Consider the following 18791-nt stretch of genomic DNA (forward strand, 5'->3'; position numbering starts at 1 on the left):
TATGTTCAAATTTGTCTTATACGCCAATTACGTCTTATCGGTCGATACCTTGGTCGCGGCGCCGTGACTCCTGAACGTACGCGTTGGCGCGAACTCCCCTAGTTTATGCCCGACCATGTTCTCCGTTATGAACAACGGATGGAATATCTTGCCGTTATGTACGGATATCGTCATACCTACGAACTCAGGCAGGATGACCGAGCTTCTCGACCAGGTTTTTATGGGCTTCTTGCTGCCCGTTTCCTGTATCTGCCTGACCTTTTTCATCAGCTTATCGTTGACGAAAGGCCCTTTTTTGATCGACCTTGACATTTTTACTTCCTCCGTTTGATTATTTTGCTGCTTGAGGCCTTGCCTTTTCTACGGGTCTTCAAGCCCTTCGTTATCTTTCCCCAAGGGGTAACAGGATGTCTTCCACCGGATGATTTACCTTCGCCTCCACCCATGGGATGGTCGACCGGGTTCTTTGCTACCGCTCTCGACAGTGGACGCCTCCCCATATATCTGGACCTTCCGGCTTTACCGATCGCTACGTTCTCGTGTTCCAGGTTGCCTACCCTGCCTATGGTCGCGTAACAATTCTCTTTTACAAGGCGTACCTCTCCGCTGGGCATGTTTATGTGGGCGTTACCGCCGTCCTTGGCCATAAGTATGGCGTTGTTCCCGGCTGAACGCGCTATTTTGGCACCGTGTCCCGGGTCCATTTCTATGCAATATATTTCCGTACCGACCGGGATATCTTTGAGTGGCATGGAATTACCTACTTCTATCTTCGAACCCGGCCCGCACTGTATGGTACCTCCGACCTTTATGCCGAACGGAGCTATGATATACCCTATCGTGTTATCCGCGTATTTTATGAGCGCTATGTTAGCGGAACGGTTAGGGTCATATTCTATCGCCTCCACGGTCCCCGTTATGCCTTTCTTGCTGTACTTGAAGTCGACCAGGCGATACCTTCTTTTATGCCCGCCGCCCTTGCCTCTCGATGTTATCCGCCCGAGATTATTACGACCACCTTTTTTCCGAAGAGCTTCCGTAAGCGACTTCTCTGGGGTCTTTTTCGTTATCTCGTCGGAGAGAACTATGTTTCCGTGCCGCCTTCCCGGCGTTACCGGCCTATACTTTTTGATCGCCATATTACGTTACCTCTATTCTGTTATCCGGTTTAAGGGTCACGATAACCTTTTTCCAGGACGGTGTGTTCCCGATATGATATCTTACCCTTTTTTTCTTCCCGTTCACGTTCATCACGTTGACCGACTTGACCTTTACCTTATATATTTCCTCAACGGCCTTCCTTATTTCGACCTTGTTGGCGCGTTTATCCACCCTGAACACATATTTGTTCTGCGGCAGCATGTTCGTGCCTTTTTCCGTACGTATCATGTTCTTTAATACATCGTGCGACGTTTTCATTTCAACCTCTCAGAAAGTTTTTCCAATGCAACTTTTTCTATCACAATACATTCGTTCAACAGGACGTCGCGGACGTTAAGATTCCTTTCCTCGATAAGGCTGACCTTGGTTATGTTGCGCGAGGACATCCTGACGCCGTCCTCCATTGCTTCCACTACTACCAGTATCTTTCCGCTGACCTTAAGGTTCTCCAGTATGGTCTTGAACCCCTTTGTCTTGTTGTCCTTTACCTCCAGCTTAACGACCGGCTTTATCATCTGTTCCACTAAACGCGCGTTAAGTCCGGAAAGCAGGGCTTTCCTGAGCGCCTTTTTGGGCATTGAATATTTGAGGTCACGCGGCTTGGGGCCGAAAGTCACTCCACCATGCCGCCAAACAGGGTTCCTGGAAGATCCTACCCTGGCGCGACCGGTCCCCTTTTGTCTCCAGGGTTTTTTCCCGCCGCCTTCCACATCAGCGCGTGTCTTTGTGGACGCGTTGCCCTGCCTGGTATTGTTCTCATACATCTTCTTGGCTTCATAGAGAAGGTCCGTATTGACCTGACCGTCGAATATCTTCTCATCAAGCTGGATGTTATCTACGACCTTGCCGTTAAGATCATAGATCGGTAATCGTGTGTTAACCTGTTCCATTTCTATTCTTTACCTTCTTTGTTTTCTTCTTTATCCTCAGCCTTTTCCTCGACACGAGGCGCTATCGGCTTTTTCTTGGCATACTTTATGACCAGATATGTCCCGTTGGCGCCGGGTACCGCGCCTTTTACCGCGACTATGTTCTTCCCCGGGTCTACATCCACTACCTCGAGATTCTGGGTCGTGGTCTGGTCACTGCCCATATGACCCGCCATGCGAAGGCCTTTGAACACCCTTGACGGATAAGAACTTGATCCGATCGAACCGGGCGCCCTGTGGGACATCGACCCGTGGGCCGCTCCACCGCCGTTCCAGTTATGGCGTTTCATGCCCCCCTGGAACCCCTTACCTTTGGACGTCCCGATTATGTCAAGATAATCGCCCTTCTGTATAATGACACTCGTTATCTCGTCCCCCACCTTGACCTCAGGCGCGTCCTGGGTGCGTATCTCACGCACGAACTTTTTAGGCTTTATGTTCTGCGCCTTAACATATTCCCTCTGGGGCTTGTTAAGTCTGGCCTCTTTTGTATCCTCATAACCCATCTGTACGGCGTTATACCCGTCCTTTTCCTTGACCTTAACGGCTTGCACCTGACAGGGGCCGACTTCCAGCACCGTTACCGGCACTTTCTCGCCGTCTTCCCTGAATATCTGGGTCATCCCTATTTTCTTCCCTAAAATTCCCGGAACCATCTTTGCCTCTCTCGATATTATAGTTCTTGTTATTACTTACCAGGCATCGGCCACTCCATGACCACCCGAACACGGATCCACTATGGCCTAACTGATCTCTGTGCCTGTCAAATAGCTTTTACTTTATCTCTACGTCCACACCCGCCGGAAGATCAAGCTTGCGAAGAGCGTCTATGGTCTTCGTCGTCGGGTCCAGTATGTCCAGAAGGCGCTTATGCGTCTTCATCTCGAACTGCTCACGCGACTTCTTGTCCACATGAGGAGACCTGAGGACCGTATAAAGCTCCCGCCTTGTCGGCAGCGGTACCGGTCCTACTACGGCCCCGCCGGTCTTTTTCACGGTCTCCACTATTTCCTGCATTGATACATCAAGAAGTTTGTGGTCAAAAGATCTAAGACGTATCCTTATTTTAGCTGCCTTGGTTTTATTCGCCATCTTACCCTCTTATCCCCTTTATGCCAGTATCTCTGATATTACACCCGCTCCTACCGTACGTCCGCCTTCCCTTATGGCGAACCTGAGCTCTTTCTCCAGCGCTACCGGCGTTATAAGCTCTACTTCTATCGATACGTTGTCGCCCGGCATTACCATCTCCACTCCCTCTGCCAGCTTCACCACTCCGGTAACATCCGTCGTCCTTATGTAGAACTGCGGCCTGTACCCGTTGAAGAACGGTGTATGTCTCCCGCCTTCTTCTTTGCTCAGTACATATACTTCCGCCTTGAACTTCGTGTGCGGGGTTATCGATCCCGGCTGCGCCAGTACCTGTCCCCTCATAAGGTCCTTCTTATCTATACCCCTGAGCAGTATACCCACGTTGTCCCCGGCCTGGCCCGAATCAAGAAGCTTTCGGAACATCTCTACCCCGGTCACCGTGCTCTTCTTCGTGTCGCCAAATCCTACTATCTCTATTTCTTCCCCTACCTTTACCTGCCCTCTCTCTATCCTGCCCGTACCAACTGTGCCTCTTCCCGTGATGCTGAACACGTCCTCTATCGGGCAAAGGAACGGCTTATCTATGTCCCTCTTCGGCTCGGGCATGAACTCGTCCACCGCGTTCATCAACTCGTCTATGAACGCGCAATCCGGATTGTCCAGCGCGCCCTTCGCCTCAAGCGCCTTTAACGCGCTTCCCTTGATTATCGGTGTGTCGTCCCCGGGGAAATTGTACTTGCTCAAAAGCTCCCTTATCTCGAGTTCCACAAGGTCCAACAGTTCCGGGTCGTCCACCATATCCACCTTGTTCATGCATACGACTATAGCCGGTACGTTGACCTGCCTGGCCAGAAGTATATGTTCCCTCGTCTGCGGCATCGGACCGTCAGCGGCCGATACTACCAGTATGGCCCCGTCCATCTGCGCGGCCCCGGTGATCATGTTCTTGATATAGTCAGCGTGACCAGGGCAGTCTATGTGCGCGTAATGCCTCTTCGGTGTCGTGTATTCAACGTGCGCTACCGCTATGGTGATACCTCTTTCCTTTTCCTCAGGTGCCTTGTCGATCGTATCGAACGCCCTCGCCTCTGCCTGACCTTTGTTCGCCAGGTACGTCGTTATCGCTGCCGTTAACGTCGTCTTGCCATGGTCAACGTGACCTATCGTTCCAATGTTCAGATGCGGCTTGTTACGTTCAAATTTTTCCTTGGCCATCACTTACCTCCTTGAATAGAACCGCCTAATCTTATATTAATAATATTAGGCGGCCTTTATTTTACCTTACCTGTAATTATCTTATCCATTATATCCCTAGGCACTTCTTTGTAAAAAGAAGGCTCCATTGTATACGTAGCACGCCCCTGTGTCAAGCTTCTTAATGCCGTGGCATATCCGAACATCTGCGCAAGAGGCGCTTCGCCGTTTATTATCTTCGTGCTGCCGTGCTGTTCGATATTCGTGACCTTTATCCTGCGCATGTTCATATCTCCAATAACATCTCCCAGATACTCGTCCGGTGTCGTGACCTCCAGGTCCATAATAGGCTCAAGCAGCACAGCGCCCGCTTTACGCAGACCTTCCCGGAGCCCTATGCCGGCGGCGTTACTGAACGCCATTTCCGAGGAATCCACATCGTGGTACGATCCATCATAGAGTGTTACCTTTACATCCGTTACCGGATATCCCGCCAGGACACCGGTCTTTGCGGCTGCCGTTACACCCTGTGAGATCGCCTTGAAATATTCCCTGGGGATGCTGCCACCTTTTATTTTCTCCTCAAAGACTATCCCCTCGCCGGGTTCTGACGGCTCGACTATGAGCTCAACATGCCCGTACTGACCACGCCCACCACTCTGTTGTATGAACTTCCCGGTGGCCTCAACCTTGTTTTTTATGGTCTCTCTGTACGCGACCTGCGGGCTGCCGACCGTAGCGCCGACCTTGAACTCTCTTAATAGCCTGTCGATTATTATCTCGAGGTGGAGCTCACCCATACCGCTTATCAATGTCTGTCCGGTCTCTTCGTTGTATCTTACCTGGAATGACGGATCTTCGCTTTCAAGTTTTCTCAGGGCTTCACCCATCTTGTCCTGGTCGATGCGGGTCTTGGGCTCGATCGACATGGATATTACCGGATCAGGATATTTGATACGTTCCAGCGACACAGGATGGTCCTGGGAGCAAAGTGTATGCGCCGTGGCGGTGTTCTTAAGCCCCACGATACCTATGATATCCCCGGGACCGCCGTTCTGCACCATTTCGCGCTGCGCGGCGTGCATCTTCAAGAGCTGCCCTATTCTCTCTTTTTTCTCCGTCGTGGAGTTATAAACATACGTGCCGGATTCCATTTTTCCCTGGTATATCCTGGCGAATGTTATCGTCCCAACGAACGGGTCCGTCATTATCTTATACGCGTACGCGCACAAAGGTCTTTTCTCTTCCGGGATTATCTCGACCGGCTGGTCGTTCTTGGGATTTATGGCCTTCGGCATCTTTACGTCCTCGGGCGACGGCAGATATTCGTTCACCGCGTCCAACACTAACTTGATACCTTTGTTCTTCAGGGCTGATCCGCAAAGCACGGGAACAAAAACGTTCTTTATTGTAGCCCGGCGTATTATCTCCCGCAGTTTGTCGGGATATATTCCCTGGTCCATAAGGTACATGTCCTCGGCTTCAGGATCAACATCCGCCAGCTTCTCGATGAGATTGTGCCTCCAGTGGCTTGTTATGTCCTTCATGTCGTCCGGGATCTCTGTTTCCACCATCTCGCCCAGATCGCCTTTTTCCCCGAACATATACGCCTTACATGTTATAAGATCTATGACTCCCCTGAAGTCATCCTCTTTGCCTATGGGTATCTGCAAGGGGTTAGCGTTCGCCGCCAGTTTTTTATGCATGTCGATTATGACCTTGTAGAAATCCGCTCCCACACGGTCTATCTTGTTGATCAGCGCGATCTTCGGCACTTCATAGTGGTCTGCCTGACGCCACACCGTCTCGGTCTGAGGCTGTACTCCACCTACCGCGCAGAACACCACGAGTGTACCATCGAGCACCTTCAGGGACCTTTCGACCTCTATCGTGAAATCAACGTGCCCGGGGGTATCGATTATGTTTATTTTCTTATCTTTCCAGGAACATGTGGTTACAGCGCTGTTTATGGTAATACCTCTTTCCTGTTCCTGTTCCATCCAGTCCATGACCGCGGTACCTTCATGCACCTCGCCTATCTTATAGGTCTTCCCGGTATGAAAAAGTATACGTTCTGTTACGGTCGTTTTCCCCGCGTCTATATGCGCGATAATGCCGATATTTCGTAATTTACTGATCTCGTCCATTTCTCTTTCAACTCTTTTCTCTTGGTTTTTCACAAGTTGCGATATTACCACTTGAAATGGGCGAAGGCCTTGTTGGCCTCGGCCATCTTGTGGGTATCTTCTCTTTTCTTGATCGTGGAACCCTCGTTCTTATAAGCACTTATGATCTCATCCGCAAGCCTGTCCTTCATGGGACGGCCTTTCTGCGCGCGCGCGAAATCCCTCATCCACCTCATGGCTATGAACTGACCGCGATCCATAGGTACTTCCAGCGGGACCTGGTATGTAGCCCCTCCTATCCTCCTGGATTTGACTTCCAGGAGCGGACGCGAGTTCTCCAACGCCTGAAGGAAAACATCCAGCGGTTCTTTCCCGGTGACCTTCTCGCGTATCATATCCAGCGCACCGTACACTATCTGTTCCGCCGTGGACTTCTTCCCTCTTTCCATTACCATATTAATGAACTTCCCAAGTACCTTGCTGCCATATTTGGGATCGGGTGATGGTTTTCTTCTTTCAGCTCGACGCCTTCTCATGTTACTCCCTGTTCTTCTTTACTGTTTTGGTTTCTTTGCTCCGTATTTCGACCTGCTGCGCCTGCGGGCTTCGACTCCTGAAGCGTCAAGCGTTCCCCTAACAATGTGATACCTAACGCCCGGAAGGTCCTTTACCCTGCCTCCGCGTATAGTGACTATGGAGTGTTCCTGCAGGTTATGCCCTTCGCCGGGGATATAGGCCGTGACCTCTATGTTGTTCGTCAAACGAACACGGGCTACTTTTCTTAGAGCCGAGTTCGGCTTTTTGGGTGTACGCGTCTTTACCTGCAAACACACACCCCGTCTCTGTGGGCAGCTCTGCAGCGCCGGCGACTTGCTCTTGCTCTTCACTACCCGTCTTCCTTTTCGCACTAACTGATTGATCGTAGGCATATCTTCCCTTTTCCTTTTTATTCTTCGGTACTTTCCACTGTTTCTTTTTCAGGTTCCTTCACTTCGATCTTCAGGATCTCCCTGTCCAGGTCTATTTTACGATGGATATCATATCCTGTACCCGCGGGTATCAGGTGACCCATTATTATGTTCTCTTTAAGCCCCTCAAGGTTATCTATCTTACCCGCGGAAGCCGCTTCCGTAAGGACTCTTGTGGTCTCCTGGAAGCTGGCGGCCGAGATGAAACTTTCCGTGGTCAGCGACGCCTTGGTTATGCCCTGGAGTATCGGTTCGGCTTTGGCCGGTTTCTTCTTTTTCTTCAGCGCGGCCTCATTGGCTCTCTTGAATATCTGCCTTTCAACCTTGTCTCCCATAAGGAACTCAGTATCCCCCGACTCGGTGATCACGACCGTACGGAGCATCTGTTTTATTATTACCTCTATGTGTTTATCATTTATCTGCACACCCTGGAGGCGGTATACTTCCTGGACCTCGTTCAGGAGATACTGCTGAAGTGCTTTTTCTCCAGACACCCTGAGAATATCCTGCGGGACGATAGGACCGTCCACGAGCTGCTCACCCGCCGTTACCCTGTCCCCACGATACACATTGAGATGTTTTCCGTGCGGTATAACGTATTCTTTACGCATACCGGACTCGCTCTCAACGACTATCCTCTTCTGGCCCTTCTTGGACTCGCCGAACTCCACGACACCGTCTATTTCACTTATTATCGACGGGTCCTTGGGTTTACGGGCCTCAAAAAGCTCCGCTACCCTGGGTAGACCACCCGTGATATCCTTCGTTTTGGTCATAACACGGTGAGTCTTGGCTAGCACGTCGCCGGCCCTTACTTCCTGTTTATCCTTCACGGCTATATGAGCGCCTACCGGAAGCGGGTATATGGCCTCAACCTCGTTCTTGCTGTTTATGATAAGTATCTGAGGATGATAGTCCTCTTTCTGGTCTATCACAACTACGTTCTGCACGCCCGTAGCCTCGTCTATTTCTATCTTCATGGTAACGTCTTTTTTGATATCCTCGAACTGTACCGTACCCTCTATTTCCGTCAATATCGGAACGGTGTACGGGTCCCATTCGGCGTATTTGGCCTTTTTCTTGATGGGGTCGCCGTCCTTGTAGGAAAGGTACGAACCTTGCAGGACGATCTGTTTCTCGATCTCCCTGCCGTCGGACTGGTCTATGCTTATCTGTCCGTTCCTGTTAAGCACGACGAACACACCTGGTGTCCTGCTCTCTACCACCTTGAGGTTGTGGTACCTGATAAAACCATCCTCTTTGGCCTGATAGAACGATTGCTCAATGGTCCTGGACGCGGTACCACCTATGTGGAACGTTCTCATTGTGAGCTGTGTACCCGGCTCACCAATGGACTGGGCGGCGATTATACCTACCGCCTCACCTATCTCGGCCAGTTTCCCGGTCGCCAGGTTCTTGCCGTAACACTTAGCGCATATGCCGCTGTCCGACTCACAGGTAAGCACACTGCGTATACGCATGGTCTCAAGCATGGGTATTTTCTCTATCTTCTGTGCCTGTTCCTGCTCTATCATCTCGCCGGCCTTTATGATCACTTCTCCCGTAAGCGGATCCGCTATGTTGTCCAACGCGACACGTCCGGATATCCTCTCGGCCAGCGGAACGACCACTTCGTCGCCCTCTATGATAGCACTTACCGTTATGCCGTTCAAAGTACCGCAATCTATCTCACGGATTATCATGTCCTGGGCCACGTCTACCAGCCTCCTGGTCAGGTATCCGGAATCCGCCGTCTTTAAGGCGGTATCCGCCAACCCTTTACGCGCGCCGTGAGTGGATATGAAGTATTCAAGCACAGTAAGACCTTCACGGAAGTTAGCCGTGATAGGCGTTTCTATGATCTCCCCGGAAGGTTTGGCCATAAGGCCCCTCATCCCCGCCAGCTGCCTGATCTGTTGCCTGGAACCTCTAGCACCGGAATCCGCCATCATGAACACGGGATTGAAACTGTCGAGATTCCTGAACACCATGTTGGATACGTCTTCCGTAACGTGGGTCCATATATCTATGATCTTATTGTATCTTTCACCGTCGGTAATGAACCCTCTCTGGTACTGGCTCACTATCTTGTCAACTTCCGCCTGCGCGCTCTCTATCTTTTTAGCCTTTTCTGCCGGTACGCTGAGGTCAGACACCGACATCGACGCTCCGGAAAGGGTCGATTCCTCAAAACCCAGCTTTTTCAGCCTGTCCAGGAGATTAACGGTCTCAAGATGCCCTTTGACCGAGTAGCATTCGGAAATAACATCGCTGACCTTCTTCTTGTTCATGGGCTCGTTATAGTAAGGTAGATCGTCGGGGAGGATCTTGTTGAAAAGTACCCGTCCAACCGTGGTCTCGATGGTCTCACCCTTTATACGCACCTTGATCTTGGCGTGCTTATCCACCTGCTCGTTCTGGTACGCCATGATACACTCGTCCTCGCTACCGAACATCATCCCCTCGCCCTTCGCCCCGACACTTTGCTTGGTCAGGTAATAAGCGCCCAGGACTATATCCTGCGAAGGCGTGGAGATCGGTCTTCCATTAGCGGGTGAGAATATGTTATTAGAAGCGTTCATTATGAGCCTTGCTTCCATCTGGGCTTCCATGGAAAGCGGAAGATGTACGGCCATCTGGTCCCCGTCAAAGTCCGCGTTGAACGCGGCACAGACCAACGGATGTATCCTTATGGCCTTACCCTCGATAAGCCTCGGCTGGAAAGCCTGTATCCCGAGCCTGTGGAGTGTTGGGGCCCTGTTGAGAAGCACCGGATGATCCTTGATGACCTCGTCAAGGATGTCCCATACTTCGGGGTTCTCCTGCTGGACCATCTTCTTGGCGCTCTTTATCGTGTGTACGAACCCTTTATCTCTCAGTTTCCTTATTATGAACGGCTGGTAAAGCTCGAGCGCCATCACCTTAGGCAGACCGCACTCATGCAGCTTGAGTTCAGGCCCTATAACTATAACGCTCCTGCCTGAATAGTCCACCCTCTTACCAAGAAGGTTCTGGCGAAAACGACCCTGTTTACCCTTGAGCATGTCTGCCAGGGACTTGAGCGGACGTCCACCGGAGCCTACCACCTCACGCCCGTGCCTTCCGTTATCAAAAAGCGCGTCAACAGCCTCCTGGAGCATTCTTTTCTCGTTGCGCACGATGACCTCAGGAGCCTTAAGCTCCAGAAGTTTTTTCAGACGGTTGTTCCTGTTTATCACGCGCCTGTAAAGATCGTTAAGGTCACTGGTAGCGAAACGCCCTCCCTCAAGAGGCACAAGCGGCCGAAGGTCCGGCGGTATAACGGGTATCATGTCCAATATCATCCATTCAGCGTCGTTCCCGCTGCGTCTGAAGGTTTCCACGACCTTCAGCCTCTTCATTAGCCGGTTCCTGGTATTAAGGTCCTTCTTCTCGGCCATTTTGGCCATAAGGTCCGCGGCTATGGTATCAAGGTCAAGCTGCCGGAGAAGTTCCCTTACCGCTTCCGCGCCCATCATAGCCTTGAATTTGCTGCCATACTTCTCCCGGGCCTCCACATACTGGTCCTCGGTCAACATCTCCTGTACCTTGAGAGGCGTGTCACCCTGGTCGATCACAACATATTGCTCGTAATAAAGCACCCTTTCGAGATCCCTCATCTTCATATCAAGCAGATTTGCCATCCTTGAAGGTATAGCCTTGAAGAACCATACATGTGATACCGGCGCGGCCAGTTTTATGCATCCCATTCTTTCCCGACGCACGCTGGACTTGGTCACCTCGACGCCACAACGGTCACATATTATACCCTTATGCTTTATCCGCTTATATTTGCCACAGTTACATTCATAATCCCGGGTAGGCCCGAATATCCTCTCACAAAAAAGGCCATCCCTCTCAGGCTTAAGCGTACGGTAATTTATCGTTTCGGGTTTTTTTACCTCGAACATGATAGTACGATTACCTACCTTACGCGTAGCCCATTCCTTTATCTTATCCGGAGAAGCTATCTGTATGCGAACTGTATCGAACTTATTCACTTTGCGCAACATATTATTTACTCCCCTATGCCTGTTCCGGTTTCTCGTTCTGTTCCAACTGAACGTCAAGAGCCAGACTCTGAAGCTCTTTAATGAGAACGTTGAACGACTCCGGTGTACTTGGTTCAAGCATATTCTCGCCCTTGACTATCGTCTCGTATATCTTGGTTCGTCCCACGACATCGTCACTTTTTACCGTCAATAGTTCCTGTAGCGTATATGCCGCGCCATAAGCCTCTAGGGCCCAGACTTCCATTTCCCCGAATCTCTGGCCTCCGAACTGTGCCTTACCACCGAGTGGCTGCTGGGTCACCAGAGAATACGGGCCTATGGACCTGGCGTGCATTTTATCGTCGGCCAGATGCGCGAGCTTCATCATATATATGTATCCAACGGTCACAGGCTGATCGAACTCCTTACCCGTATATCCGTCCCGGAGCGTTATCTTACCCGAGACAGGCAGTTTGGCCCTCTCCATGGCCTTACTGATATCCGTTTCCCTGGCGCCGTCGAACACAGGCGTCGTGAATTTGCATCCCAGCACCTTTGCCGCCCATCCAAGCTGTGTCTCCAGAAGCTGACCGATATTCATACGGCTGGGTACACCAAGCGGGTTCAGCACGATATCAAGCGGCGTTCCATCCGGCAGATACGGCATGTCCTCCACGGGCAATATCTTCGCGATAACACCCTTGTTCCCGTGGCGCCCGGCCATCTTGTCCCCGGCCTGCAGCTTTTTCTTGCTGGCGACATATACCGTTATCCTCCTGAGCACCCCAGGAGGAAGCTCGTCACCGTGTTTTATCCTGTCCAGGTCCCGGTCCATCTCGGACATGGTCTGCTCTATCTGGCCATTTATGGTCATTACGATGTTGTTTATCTTGGCCTGGAGCTTTTCATCGTTCTCCACGTATATACTTTCAAGGTCCGCTTTCTTGAACTTGTCGAGGTCGCTCTCGGCAACGATCTTCCCTGCCTTGATCAGCGGCTTACCCGTATCGACATCTTCCAGGTCGTTCATCAGCTTCTTGCCCACCAGTTTCTGGTGCACCCTCTCGGCTTTTCTTTCCTCAAGGCTGGCAAGTATGTTGTTATACCCCTCTTTGACTATCTTCAGCTCCTTATTGTCCTGCTTACGCTGCTCTTTCGTCAGGGTCTTCCTGTTCTTCCTGGAAAGCTCTTTGACATCGACTATTATACCGTTCACTCCGGAAGGTACTCTTAAAGAGACATCCTTGACGTCACCCGCTTTTTCGCCGAATATGGCGCGCAAAAGCTTCTCTTCCGGGGAAAGTTCGGTCTCCGATTTAGGCGCCACTTTACCGACCAGTATGCTGCCCGGGCCCACTTCCGCCCCCATCCGTATTATGCCGCTCTCGTCCAGGTTCTTGAGCGCGTCATCGCCTACGTTAGGTATGTCACGGGTTATCTCCTCGTTACCAAGCCGGGTATCCCTGGCCTCGCATTCAAAACGATGTATATGTATGGATGTATACGCGTCTTCCTTAAGCAATTTCTCGCTGATGAGTATGGCATCCTCAAAATTGTAACCTCTCCACGACATGAATCCCGCCAGCACGTTCCTGCCCAGCGCGAGTTCTCCATCTTCCGTGGCTATACCATCGGCTAATATATCGCCTTCGTTCACGGAGTCACCCAGCTTAACGATAGGTCTCTGGTTAACACATGTCCGTGCGTTGGTCCTCTGGAATTTCTTTAACTTATACCTGTCCGTACCTATTACAACCTCCAAAGCGTCCACCTTGGATATTTTCCCACCCCTTTTGGCTATTACCACGGCGCCGGAATCCCTGGCCGAACGATACTCAAGTCCCGTGCCTACGAGCGGCGCTTCGGGGAAGAGAAGAGGTACTGCCTGGCGTTGCATGTTCGATCCCATGAGCGCCCTGTTGGCGTCATCATGTTCCAGGAACGGTATAAGTCCCGCGCATACGCTTACGAGCTGCAAAGGAGATACATCCATGTACTGGACATCCTTTACGTCAGCGACGATAAAATCATCCTTGAACCTGGAGAACACTTTATCGCTCTTGAAATGTCCTTTGCCGTCAAGTTCACTGTTGGCCTGCGCTATGATGTAATTATCCTCAATATCGGCTGAAAGGTACTCTACATCATCCAGGACGCGACCGTTCTGGACCTTTCTGTAAGGAGTGACCAGGAATCCGAACCTGTCCACACCGGAATACGTGCTCAAAGAGTTGATAAGACCTATGTTCGGACCTTCCGGGGTTTCAATGGGACAAAGCCTGCCGTAGTGGGAATAATGCACGTCCCTGACCTCGAACCCGGCTCTTTCCCTGTTCAGGCCTCCCGGCCCGAGGGCACTGAGCCTCCTTAGATGAGTAAGTTCCGCCAACGGGTTTGTCTGGTCCATGAACTGGGAAAGCCTGCCGCGCGCGAAAAAATCATGGATAACACTTGTAATAAGCTTCGTGTTCACGAGATTATGGGGCATTACATCCTCCATCTCGTACACGCTCATTCTTTCCTTGGCCACCCTTTCGACCCTTGCCATGGATATACGTATCTGGTTCATCAGCTGTTCGCCCACACATCTTACGCGTCTGTTACCCAGATGGTCGATATCGTCTATGCTCTTAGTCCCGGCTTTTATTTCCAGAAGCGTGTTTATGGCCCTTACAAGCACCCCGGAGTCCAAAAGCCGCGCGCTAAGAGGACGGTCCAGATTAAGCTTGCGGTTGATCATCCGCACACCGACCTCGGTAAGATCATACCGCTTTTCATCGAAGAACATCTCGTTTATGAGGTCCTGCGCCGATTCAAGCGTCGGAGGATCGCCCGGTCTTAATTTCCTGTACACCTCAAGATACGCTTCTTCCCTGGTCTTCGTCCCGTCATGCTCGAGGGTCTTGATTATCTCCTTGGGTATGTCCTGTAGCAGTTTTATCTCGCGCACCTTGCTTCTCCAGATGCGCTCTGCTACGGATGACGTTATCTTTTCCGTATGCTGGGCTATTATGGATGATGATTCCTCGTCGACTATATCCTCGGCAAGCACTCTTCCTACGAGGTCTTCACACTGTTTTTGCCGGGTCAAGGTAACGGGTTCCACTCCGCCGAACGCCTTCAGGATCTCTTCATCCCGGGACAATCCAAAAATGCGAAGGAACGTGGTCGCGAGGAACTTCCTTTTCCTGTCGATGTACACATACAGAAGATCGCTCTTGTCAAAAAGGAACTCTATCCATGCCCCTCTGTCGGGGATCAGCCTAGCGGAGAAGATGGACTTGCCGCCCGTCGAGGAACTTTCCTCGAAAGATATGCCCGGAGAACGATGCAGCTGGCTTACCACTACCCTCTCATCCCCGTTGATTATGTAGGTCCCGATATCGGTCATTAGCGGGACCTCTCCCACATAGACCTCCTGCTCCTTCATCTCGGTCTCGAGCTTAAGGCGCAATTTGATCCTCAGCGGTGCCGCGAAGGTCAAAGACCTTCTCTTGCATTCTTCGATGTCATACTTGGGTTCCTTTATCTCGTAATAAAGGTACTCCAGACGGTATTTCCCGTCCTGACTGACTATCGGGAACACTTCCCTGAAAAGGGCTTCCATCCCCTTGTTCTCTCTCTTGGTCTTCGGGGCGTCCTTCTGCAGGAATTCCGCGTAAGAATCTATCTGGATCTTTATGAGGTTCGGGATATCAAATATATCCTTCAACCTGGCATAACTTTGGCGCTGGACTGCAACAGCCATTGTTTATCACTTCTCCTATTTTTTTCGGTATCAACGTCATTCATACCGCACATCCACGGGCCAAGCTACCCTTGGATCGGAGCATGACCCCCAAGGAAATAACTTTACGGTTATTTCAGCTCGATCTTGGCGCCAGCTGCTTCCAGCTGCTTCTTCATCTTTTCGGCTTCTTCCTTGGTGACGTTCTCCGCTATTTCTTTCGGAGCCGATTCTACAAGGTCTTTCGCTTCCTTAAGGCCAAGATTGGTCAAAGCTCTTACTTCCTTGATAACGTTGATCTTCTTGTCGCCAGCTGAGGCCAGAACGACCGTGAATATGGTCTTTTCTTCTTCAGCCGCAGCAGCCGCGGGAGCAGCGCCACCGGCTATCGCTACCGCGGGAGCCGCGGCGGATACGCCGAACTTGTCTTCAAGGGCTTTAACCAGATCGGAGAGCTCAAGCACGGTCATACCCTCTATCGTGCCGATCATCTCTTCCATCTTGGCGGAAAGCTTCACCTTAGGCTTGGTCTCTTCAGCGACCGCGGTAGCCTCTTCTTGTTTTTTCTGTTCCTCTGTCATCTCATGTCCTCCTTATTTATCGCTTTCTTCCTTTTTATCTTTTACAGCGTTTATCGCGTATAAAAGACTCCTTAAAACACCGGATAGAACGCTGACAAATCCGGTTATAGGCGCGTTCATCGTGCCGAGCACCATAGCTATGAGCTGTTCGCGTCCCGGCAATTCAGAAAGCTCCTTTATCCTTGCACCCTCCAGCACCTGTCCGTCCAGGTACCCTCTGGATACAACAAAACCTTTATTCTGCTTCGAGAACTCCACCATTATCTTGGCGATCTTCACGGGTTCTTCCGATATAACCCCTAACCCAAGCATCTTTTTGTCGTTCAAAGTCCCGTCAAGCCCATCAATGCCCATTTCCTTGAGCGCTAAGCGCGTTATGCGGTTCTTGATGACCACATACTTGGACCCGGAGCGTTTCATTTGCTTTCTGAGAACATCTATCTCGGACGCCTTAATGTTTTCCAGGCTGGCCACAAAGAAGCCCTTGTTATCGGTCAAGATGGTCTTGACCTCATTAAGCATCTTTTCCCTTACTTTTTTCCCGTATTTATCGACCATGATCCTATCCTTCCCTGAACTGGTTCTTTTCAAGCTTTATCCCCGGCCCCATAGTGGAACTTATCGAGATGGACTTCACGTTCTGACCCTTCTGCAGTTTCGGACTGCTCATGATCACGGATCGGACGAATGCCGTTACATTGTCCATGAGAGCTTCCTCGCTGAAAGAAAGCTTGCCTACCGGACCTGTTACTCCGGATTGTTTATCCATCCTGTATTCTATCTTACCCGCTTTAAGCTCTTTTACCGCTTTGGCTATCTCGGTCGTGACCGTACCCGACTTAGGGTTGGGCATGAGGCCCCTGGGACCCAGCACCTTGCCCAGTTTAGCGAGATCCTTCATCATATCGGGAGTGGTAACAGCTACATCGAAATCCAGCCATCCTTCGGATACCTTTTTCAGAAGGTCGTCCCCGCCCACGAAATCCGCTCCGGCACTTTGCGCTTTTTCCACGAAATCTCCCTTGCAGAATACCGCTACACGGGTCTTCTTGCCCGTACCATGTGGCAGCGTAACAGTACCTCTTATGGGCACCGTCGCCTGGTCCACATTAAGGTGCAGCGCTACTTCCACTGTCTGGTCGAACTTCGTAGCAGGCGCTTTCTTCAAAATAGCGATGGCTTCCTTGATCCCGAGCTCTTTCACTTCCTTGACTAGCTCGTTCATCGCTTTAGCTCTCTTAGTTAACCTGGCCATGTATCATCTCCTGATTGATGTTATTTAGGTATCATTCCTCAACAACTTCTATGCCCATGCTGCGGGCGGACCCTTTTATGATCTTTACGGCGTTATCTATATCAACAGCGTTAAGGTCCTCCATCTTATCTTTCGCTATCTGTTTTACCTGTTCAAGCGTGACCTTACCCACTTTTTCCGCTTTAGGGTTGCCACTGGCCTTGGCAAGCCCGGCCGCCTTCTTCAATAGCACGCTCGCCGGCGGGCTTTTAATAATAAAGTCAAAAGTCCTGTCTTCATAAAGGCTTATAACAACGGGGAGCACCAAGCCCTGTCTGTCCTTGGTGCGTTCGTTGAACTGTTTACAAAAATCCATTATGGGTATCCCATGTTGCCCAAGAGCGGGACCTACGGGAGGTGCCGGGTTCGCCTGTCCACCCGGACAATAAAGTTTTATTTTGGTCTTGAGTTTTTTCGCCATTTTGCTGAACCCCTTTACATTAAATTCTTTCGATCTGCCATGCCTCCAGATCGACCGGTGTAGGCCTGCCGAATATGGATATCATCACTTTTATACGACCTTTTTCCAGGTTCGCCTCTTCCACGGTACCGGTGAAATTCTTGAAAGGCCCTTCTTTGACCCTTACGGCCTCGCCTTCCTTGAAAAGTACCTTTGGTACCGGTTTGGCCTTCGCTTCTTTTGTCTGGTCTATTATCTCGCTCACTTCTTCATCCGCGAGAGGTACCGGCCGAGTACGCGTACCCACGAAACCCGACACACCCGGAGTGTTCTTTACAACGTACCAGCTTTTATCGTTAAGCTCCATCTCCACGAGAATATATCCAGGAAAGAATTTACGTTCGGATATCCTTTTCTCCCCCTGCCTGACCTCCGCGACCTTCTCCGTGGGAATAAGTATACTGCTTATGAATTCCTTGCTCGCGGGATCGTTCTTTAGCCTGTTCTCCAGAGCTTTCTTGGCGGAAAGTTCTTTACCCGTAAGAGTATGGACCACATACCATTTTTTTGCCATTAGAATACCCCGCCTATTAGGAGATGGATCACGCGTGACAAGATCACGTCACAGATGCCGATAAAGATCGCCAGCAACAACACCGACACAAGGACCACCACTGTCGAACTGATAAGTTCGTCCCTTGACGGCCACGCCACTTTTTTCATCTCGGTCTTGACATCACTCAGGAATCTAGTTATTCCAACCATCTTATACCTTTTTCGGTTATCTTTCCTATATATCTATCTCCACATAACCCGAGCACACCCTATATCCTACCACTCGCAACAGCAAGCAGGCTGTTTCCATGGCAGGAGAGACAGGCCTCGAACCTGCAACCCCCGGTTTTGGAGACCGGTGCTCTGCCAATTGAGCTACTCTCCTAACGCTTGACTTCCTTGTGAACAGTATGTTTCCTGTCATACTTGCAGAATTTATTTACCTCAAGTCTGTCAGGACTGTTCTTCCTGTTCTTCGTCGTAGAGTAATTGCGCCTTTTGCAGGTCTCGCACTGTAAGGCTATTATCTCAACTACATCTTTTTTCTTGGCCATGTTGCCACTCCATGTATGGTATTTTTTGGCCCGTGTCGCTTTCGTGCTTCACGGGCCAGTCAAGATCATTTATTTTATGCCAGTATCTCTGATATTACACCCGCTCCTACCGTACGTCCGCCTTCCCTTATGGCGAACCTGAGCTCTTTCTCCAGCGCTACCGGCGTTATAAGCTCTACTTCTATCGATACGTTGTCGCC

Annotated in this window: 20 protein-coding genes and 1 tRNA gene; all 21 read right to left on the bottom strand. The window is 50.7% G+C overall.

Going from position 1 to position 18791, the window contains the following annotated elements:
- Positions 1-27: 27 nt before the first annotated feature.
- Positions 28-312 (bottom strand): 30S ribosomal protein S19, encoded by a 285-nt coding sequence (rpsS, locus tag PHH49_00290; protein ID MDD5487394.1) that lies wholly within the window; start codon positions 310-312, stop codon positions 28-30.
- A gap of 2 nt (positions 313-314) precedes the next feature.
- Positions 315-1139, bottom strand: coding sequence for a 50S ribosomal protein L2 (gene rplB / locus PHH49_00295; GenBank protein ID MDD5487395.1), 825 nt, complete (start codon positions 1137-1139; stop codon positions 315-317).
- A gap of 1 nt (position 1140) precedes the next feature.
- Positions 1141-1419, bottom strand: coding sequence for a 50S ribosomal protein L23 (gene rplW / locus PHH49_00300; GenBank protein ID MDD5487396.1), 279 nt, complete (start codon positions 1417-1419; stop codon positions 1141-1143).
- Positions 1416-2051, bottom strand: coding sequence for a 50S ribosomal protein L4 (rplD, locus tag PHH49_00305; protein MDD5487397.1), 636 nt, complete (start codon positions 2049-2051; stop codon positions 1416-1418). Before rplD ends, rplW begins: the two co-directional genes overlap by 4 nt.
- Before the next feature lie 2 nt (positions 2052-2053).
- Entirely contained in the window at positions 2054-2746 is a 693-nt protein-coding gene (rplC, locus tag PHH49_00310) for a 50S ribosomal protein L3 (protein MDD5487398.1), read from the bottom strand.
- Positions 2747-2864: 118 nt separating this feature from the next.
- Positions 2865-3182, bottom strand: coding sequence for a 30S ribosomal protein S10 (gene rpsJ / locus PHH49_00315; GenBank protein ID MDD5487399.1), 318 nt, complete (start codon positions 3180-3182; stop codon positions 2865-2867).
- 18 nt (positions 3183-3200) lie between these two features.
- The gene (tuf, locus tag PHH49_00320) at positions 3201-4397 is read right to left on the bottom strand and encodes an elongation factor Tu (protein MDD5487400.1); all 1197 of its coding nucleotides are present in this window, start codon (positions 4395-4397) and stop codon (positions 3201-3203) included.
- Positions 4398-4453: 56 nt separating this feature from the next.
- Positions 4454-6523 carry an elongation factor G gene (gene fusA, locus PHH49_00325; GenBank protein ID MDD5487401.1) on the bottom strand — a complete coding sequence of 690 codons (2070 nt, stop codon included), beginning with the start codon at positions 6521-6523 and terminating at the stop codon, positions 4454-4456.
- 44 nt (positions 6524-6567) lie between these two features.
- Positions 6568-7038, bottom strand: coding sequence for a 30S ribosomal protein S7 (gene rpsG / locus PHH49_00330; protein ID MDD5487402.1), 471 nt, complete (start codon positions 7036-7038; stop codon positions 6568-6570).
- An 18-nt stretch (positions 7039-7056) separates the two neighbouring features.
- Positions 7057-7431, bottom strand: a complete 375-nt coding sequence (gene rpsL, locus PHH49_00335) for a 30S ribosomal protein S12 (GenBank protein ID MDD5487403.1) — start codon at positions 7429-7431, stop codon at positions 7057-7059.
- Between the two features lie 17 nt (positions 7432-7448).
- On the bottom strand, positions 7449-11501 hold the full coding sequence (gene rpoC, locus PHH49_00340; protein ID MDD5487404.1) for a DNA-directed RNA polymerase subunit beta': 4053 nt from the start codon (positions 11499-11501) through the stop codon (positions 7449-7451).
- A gap of 13 nt (positions 11502-11514) precedes the next feature.
- Positions 11515-15228, bottom strand: coding sequence for a DNA-directed RNA polymerase subunit beta (gene rpoB, locus PHH49_00345; GenBank protein MDD5487405.1), 3714 nt, complete (start codon positions 15226-15228; stop codon positions 11515-11517).
- 110 nt (positions 15229-15338) lie between these two features.
- Positions 15339-15707 carry a 50S ribosomal protein L7/L12 gene (rplL, locus tag PHH49_00350; protein MDD5487406.1) on the bottom strand — a complete coding sequence of 123 codons (369 nt, stop codon included), beginning with the start codon at positions 15705-15707 and terminating at the stop codon, positions 15339-15341.
- 93 nt (positions 15708-15800) lie between these two features.
- Positions 15801-16379 carry a 50S ribosomal protein L10 gene (gene rplJ, locus PHH49_00355; protein MDD5487407.1) on the bottom strand — a complete coding sequence of 193 codons (579 nt, stop codon included), beginning with the start codon at positions 16377-16379 and terminating at the stop codon, positions 15801-15803.
- Positions 16351-17043, bottom strand: coding sequence for a 50S ribosomal protein L1 (rplA, locus tag PHH49_00360; GenBank protein MDD5487408.1), 693 nt, complete (start codon positions 17041-17043; stop codon positions 16351-16353). The genes rplJ and rplA overlap by 29 nt, the downstream gene beginning before the upstream one ends.
- Before the next feature lie 31 nt (positions 17044-17074).
- Positions 17075-17503 carry a 50S ribosomal protein L11 gene (gene rplK, locus PHH49_00365; GenBank protein MDD5487409.1) on the bottom strand — a complete coding sequence of 143 codons (429 nt, stop codon included), beginning with the start codon at positions 17501-17503 and terminating at the stop codon, positions 17075-17077.
- A gap of 19 nt (positions 17504-17522) precedes the next feature.
- Complete coding sequence (nusG, locus tag PHH49_00370) at positions 17523-18056, bottom strand: transcription termination/antitermination protein NusG (protein MDD5487410.1); 534 nt, start codon at positions 18054-18056, stop codon at positions 17523-17525.
- Positions 18056-18247, bottom strand: coding sequence for a preprotein translocase subunit SecE (secE, locus tag PHH49_00375; protein MDD5487411.1), 192 nt, complete (start codon positions 18245-18247; stop codon positions 18056-18058). Before secE ends, nusG begins: the two co-directional genes overlap by 1 nt.
- 99 nt (positions 18248-18346) lie before the next feature.
- Positions 18347-18422 (bottom strand) — tRNA-Trp (locus PHH49_00380).
- Positions 18421-18591, bottom strand: a complete 171-nt coding sequence (gene rpmG, locus PHH49_00385; protein MDD5487412.1) for a 50S ribosomal protein L33 — start codon at positions 18589-18591, stop codon at positions 18421-18423. Before rpmG ends, PHH49_00380 begins: the two co-directional genes overlap by 2 nt.
- 74 nt (positions 18592-18665) lie before the next feature.
- The coding region (tuf, locus tag PHH49_00390; GenBank protein MDD5487413.1) for an elongation factor Tu at positions 18666-18791 on the bottom strand (126 nt) is incomplete at its 5' end.

This window comes from Candidatus Omnitrophota bacterium (genome assembly GCA_028715965.1).
Taxonomy (GTDB): Bacteria; Omnitrophota; Gorgyraeia; order Tantalellales; family Tantalellaceae; genus JAQUQS01.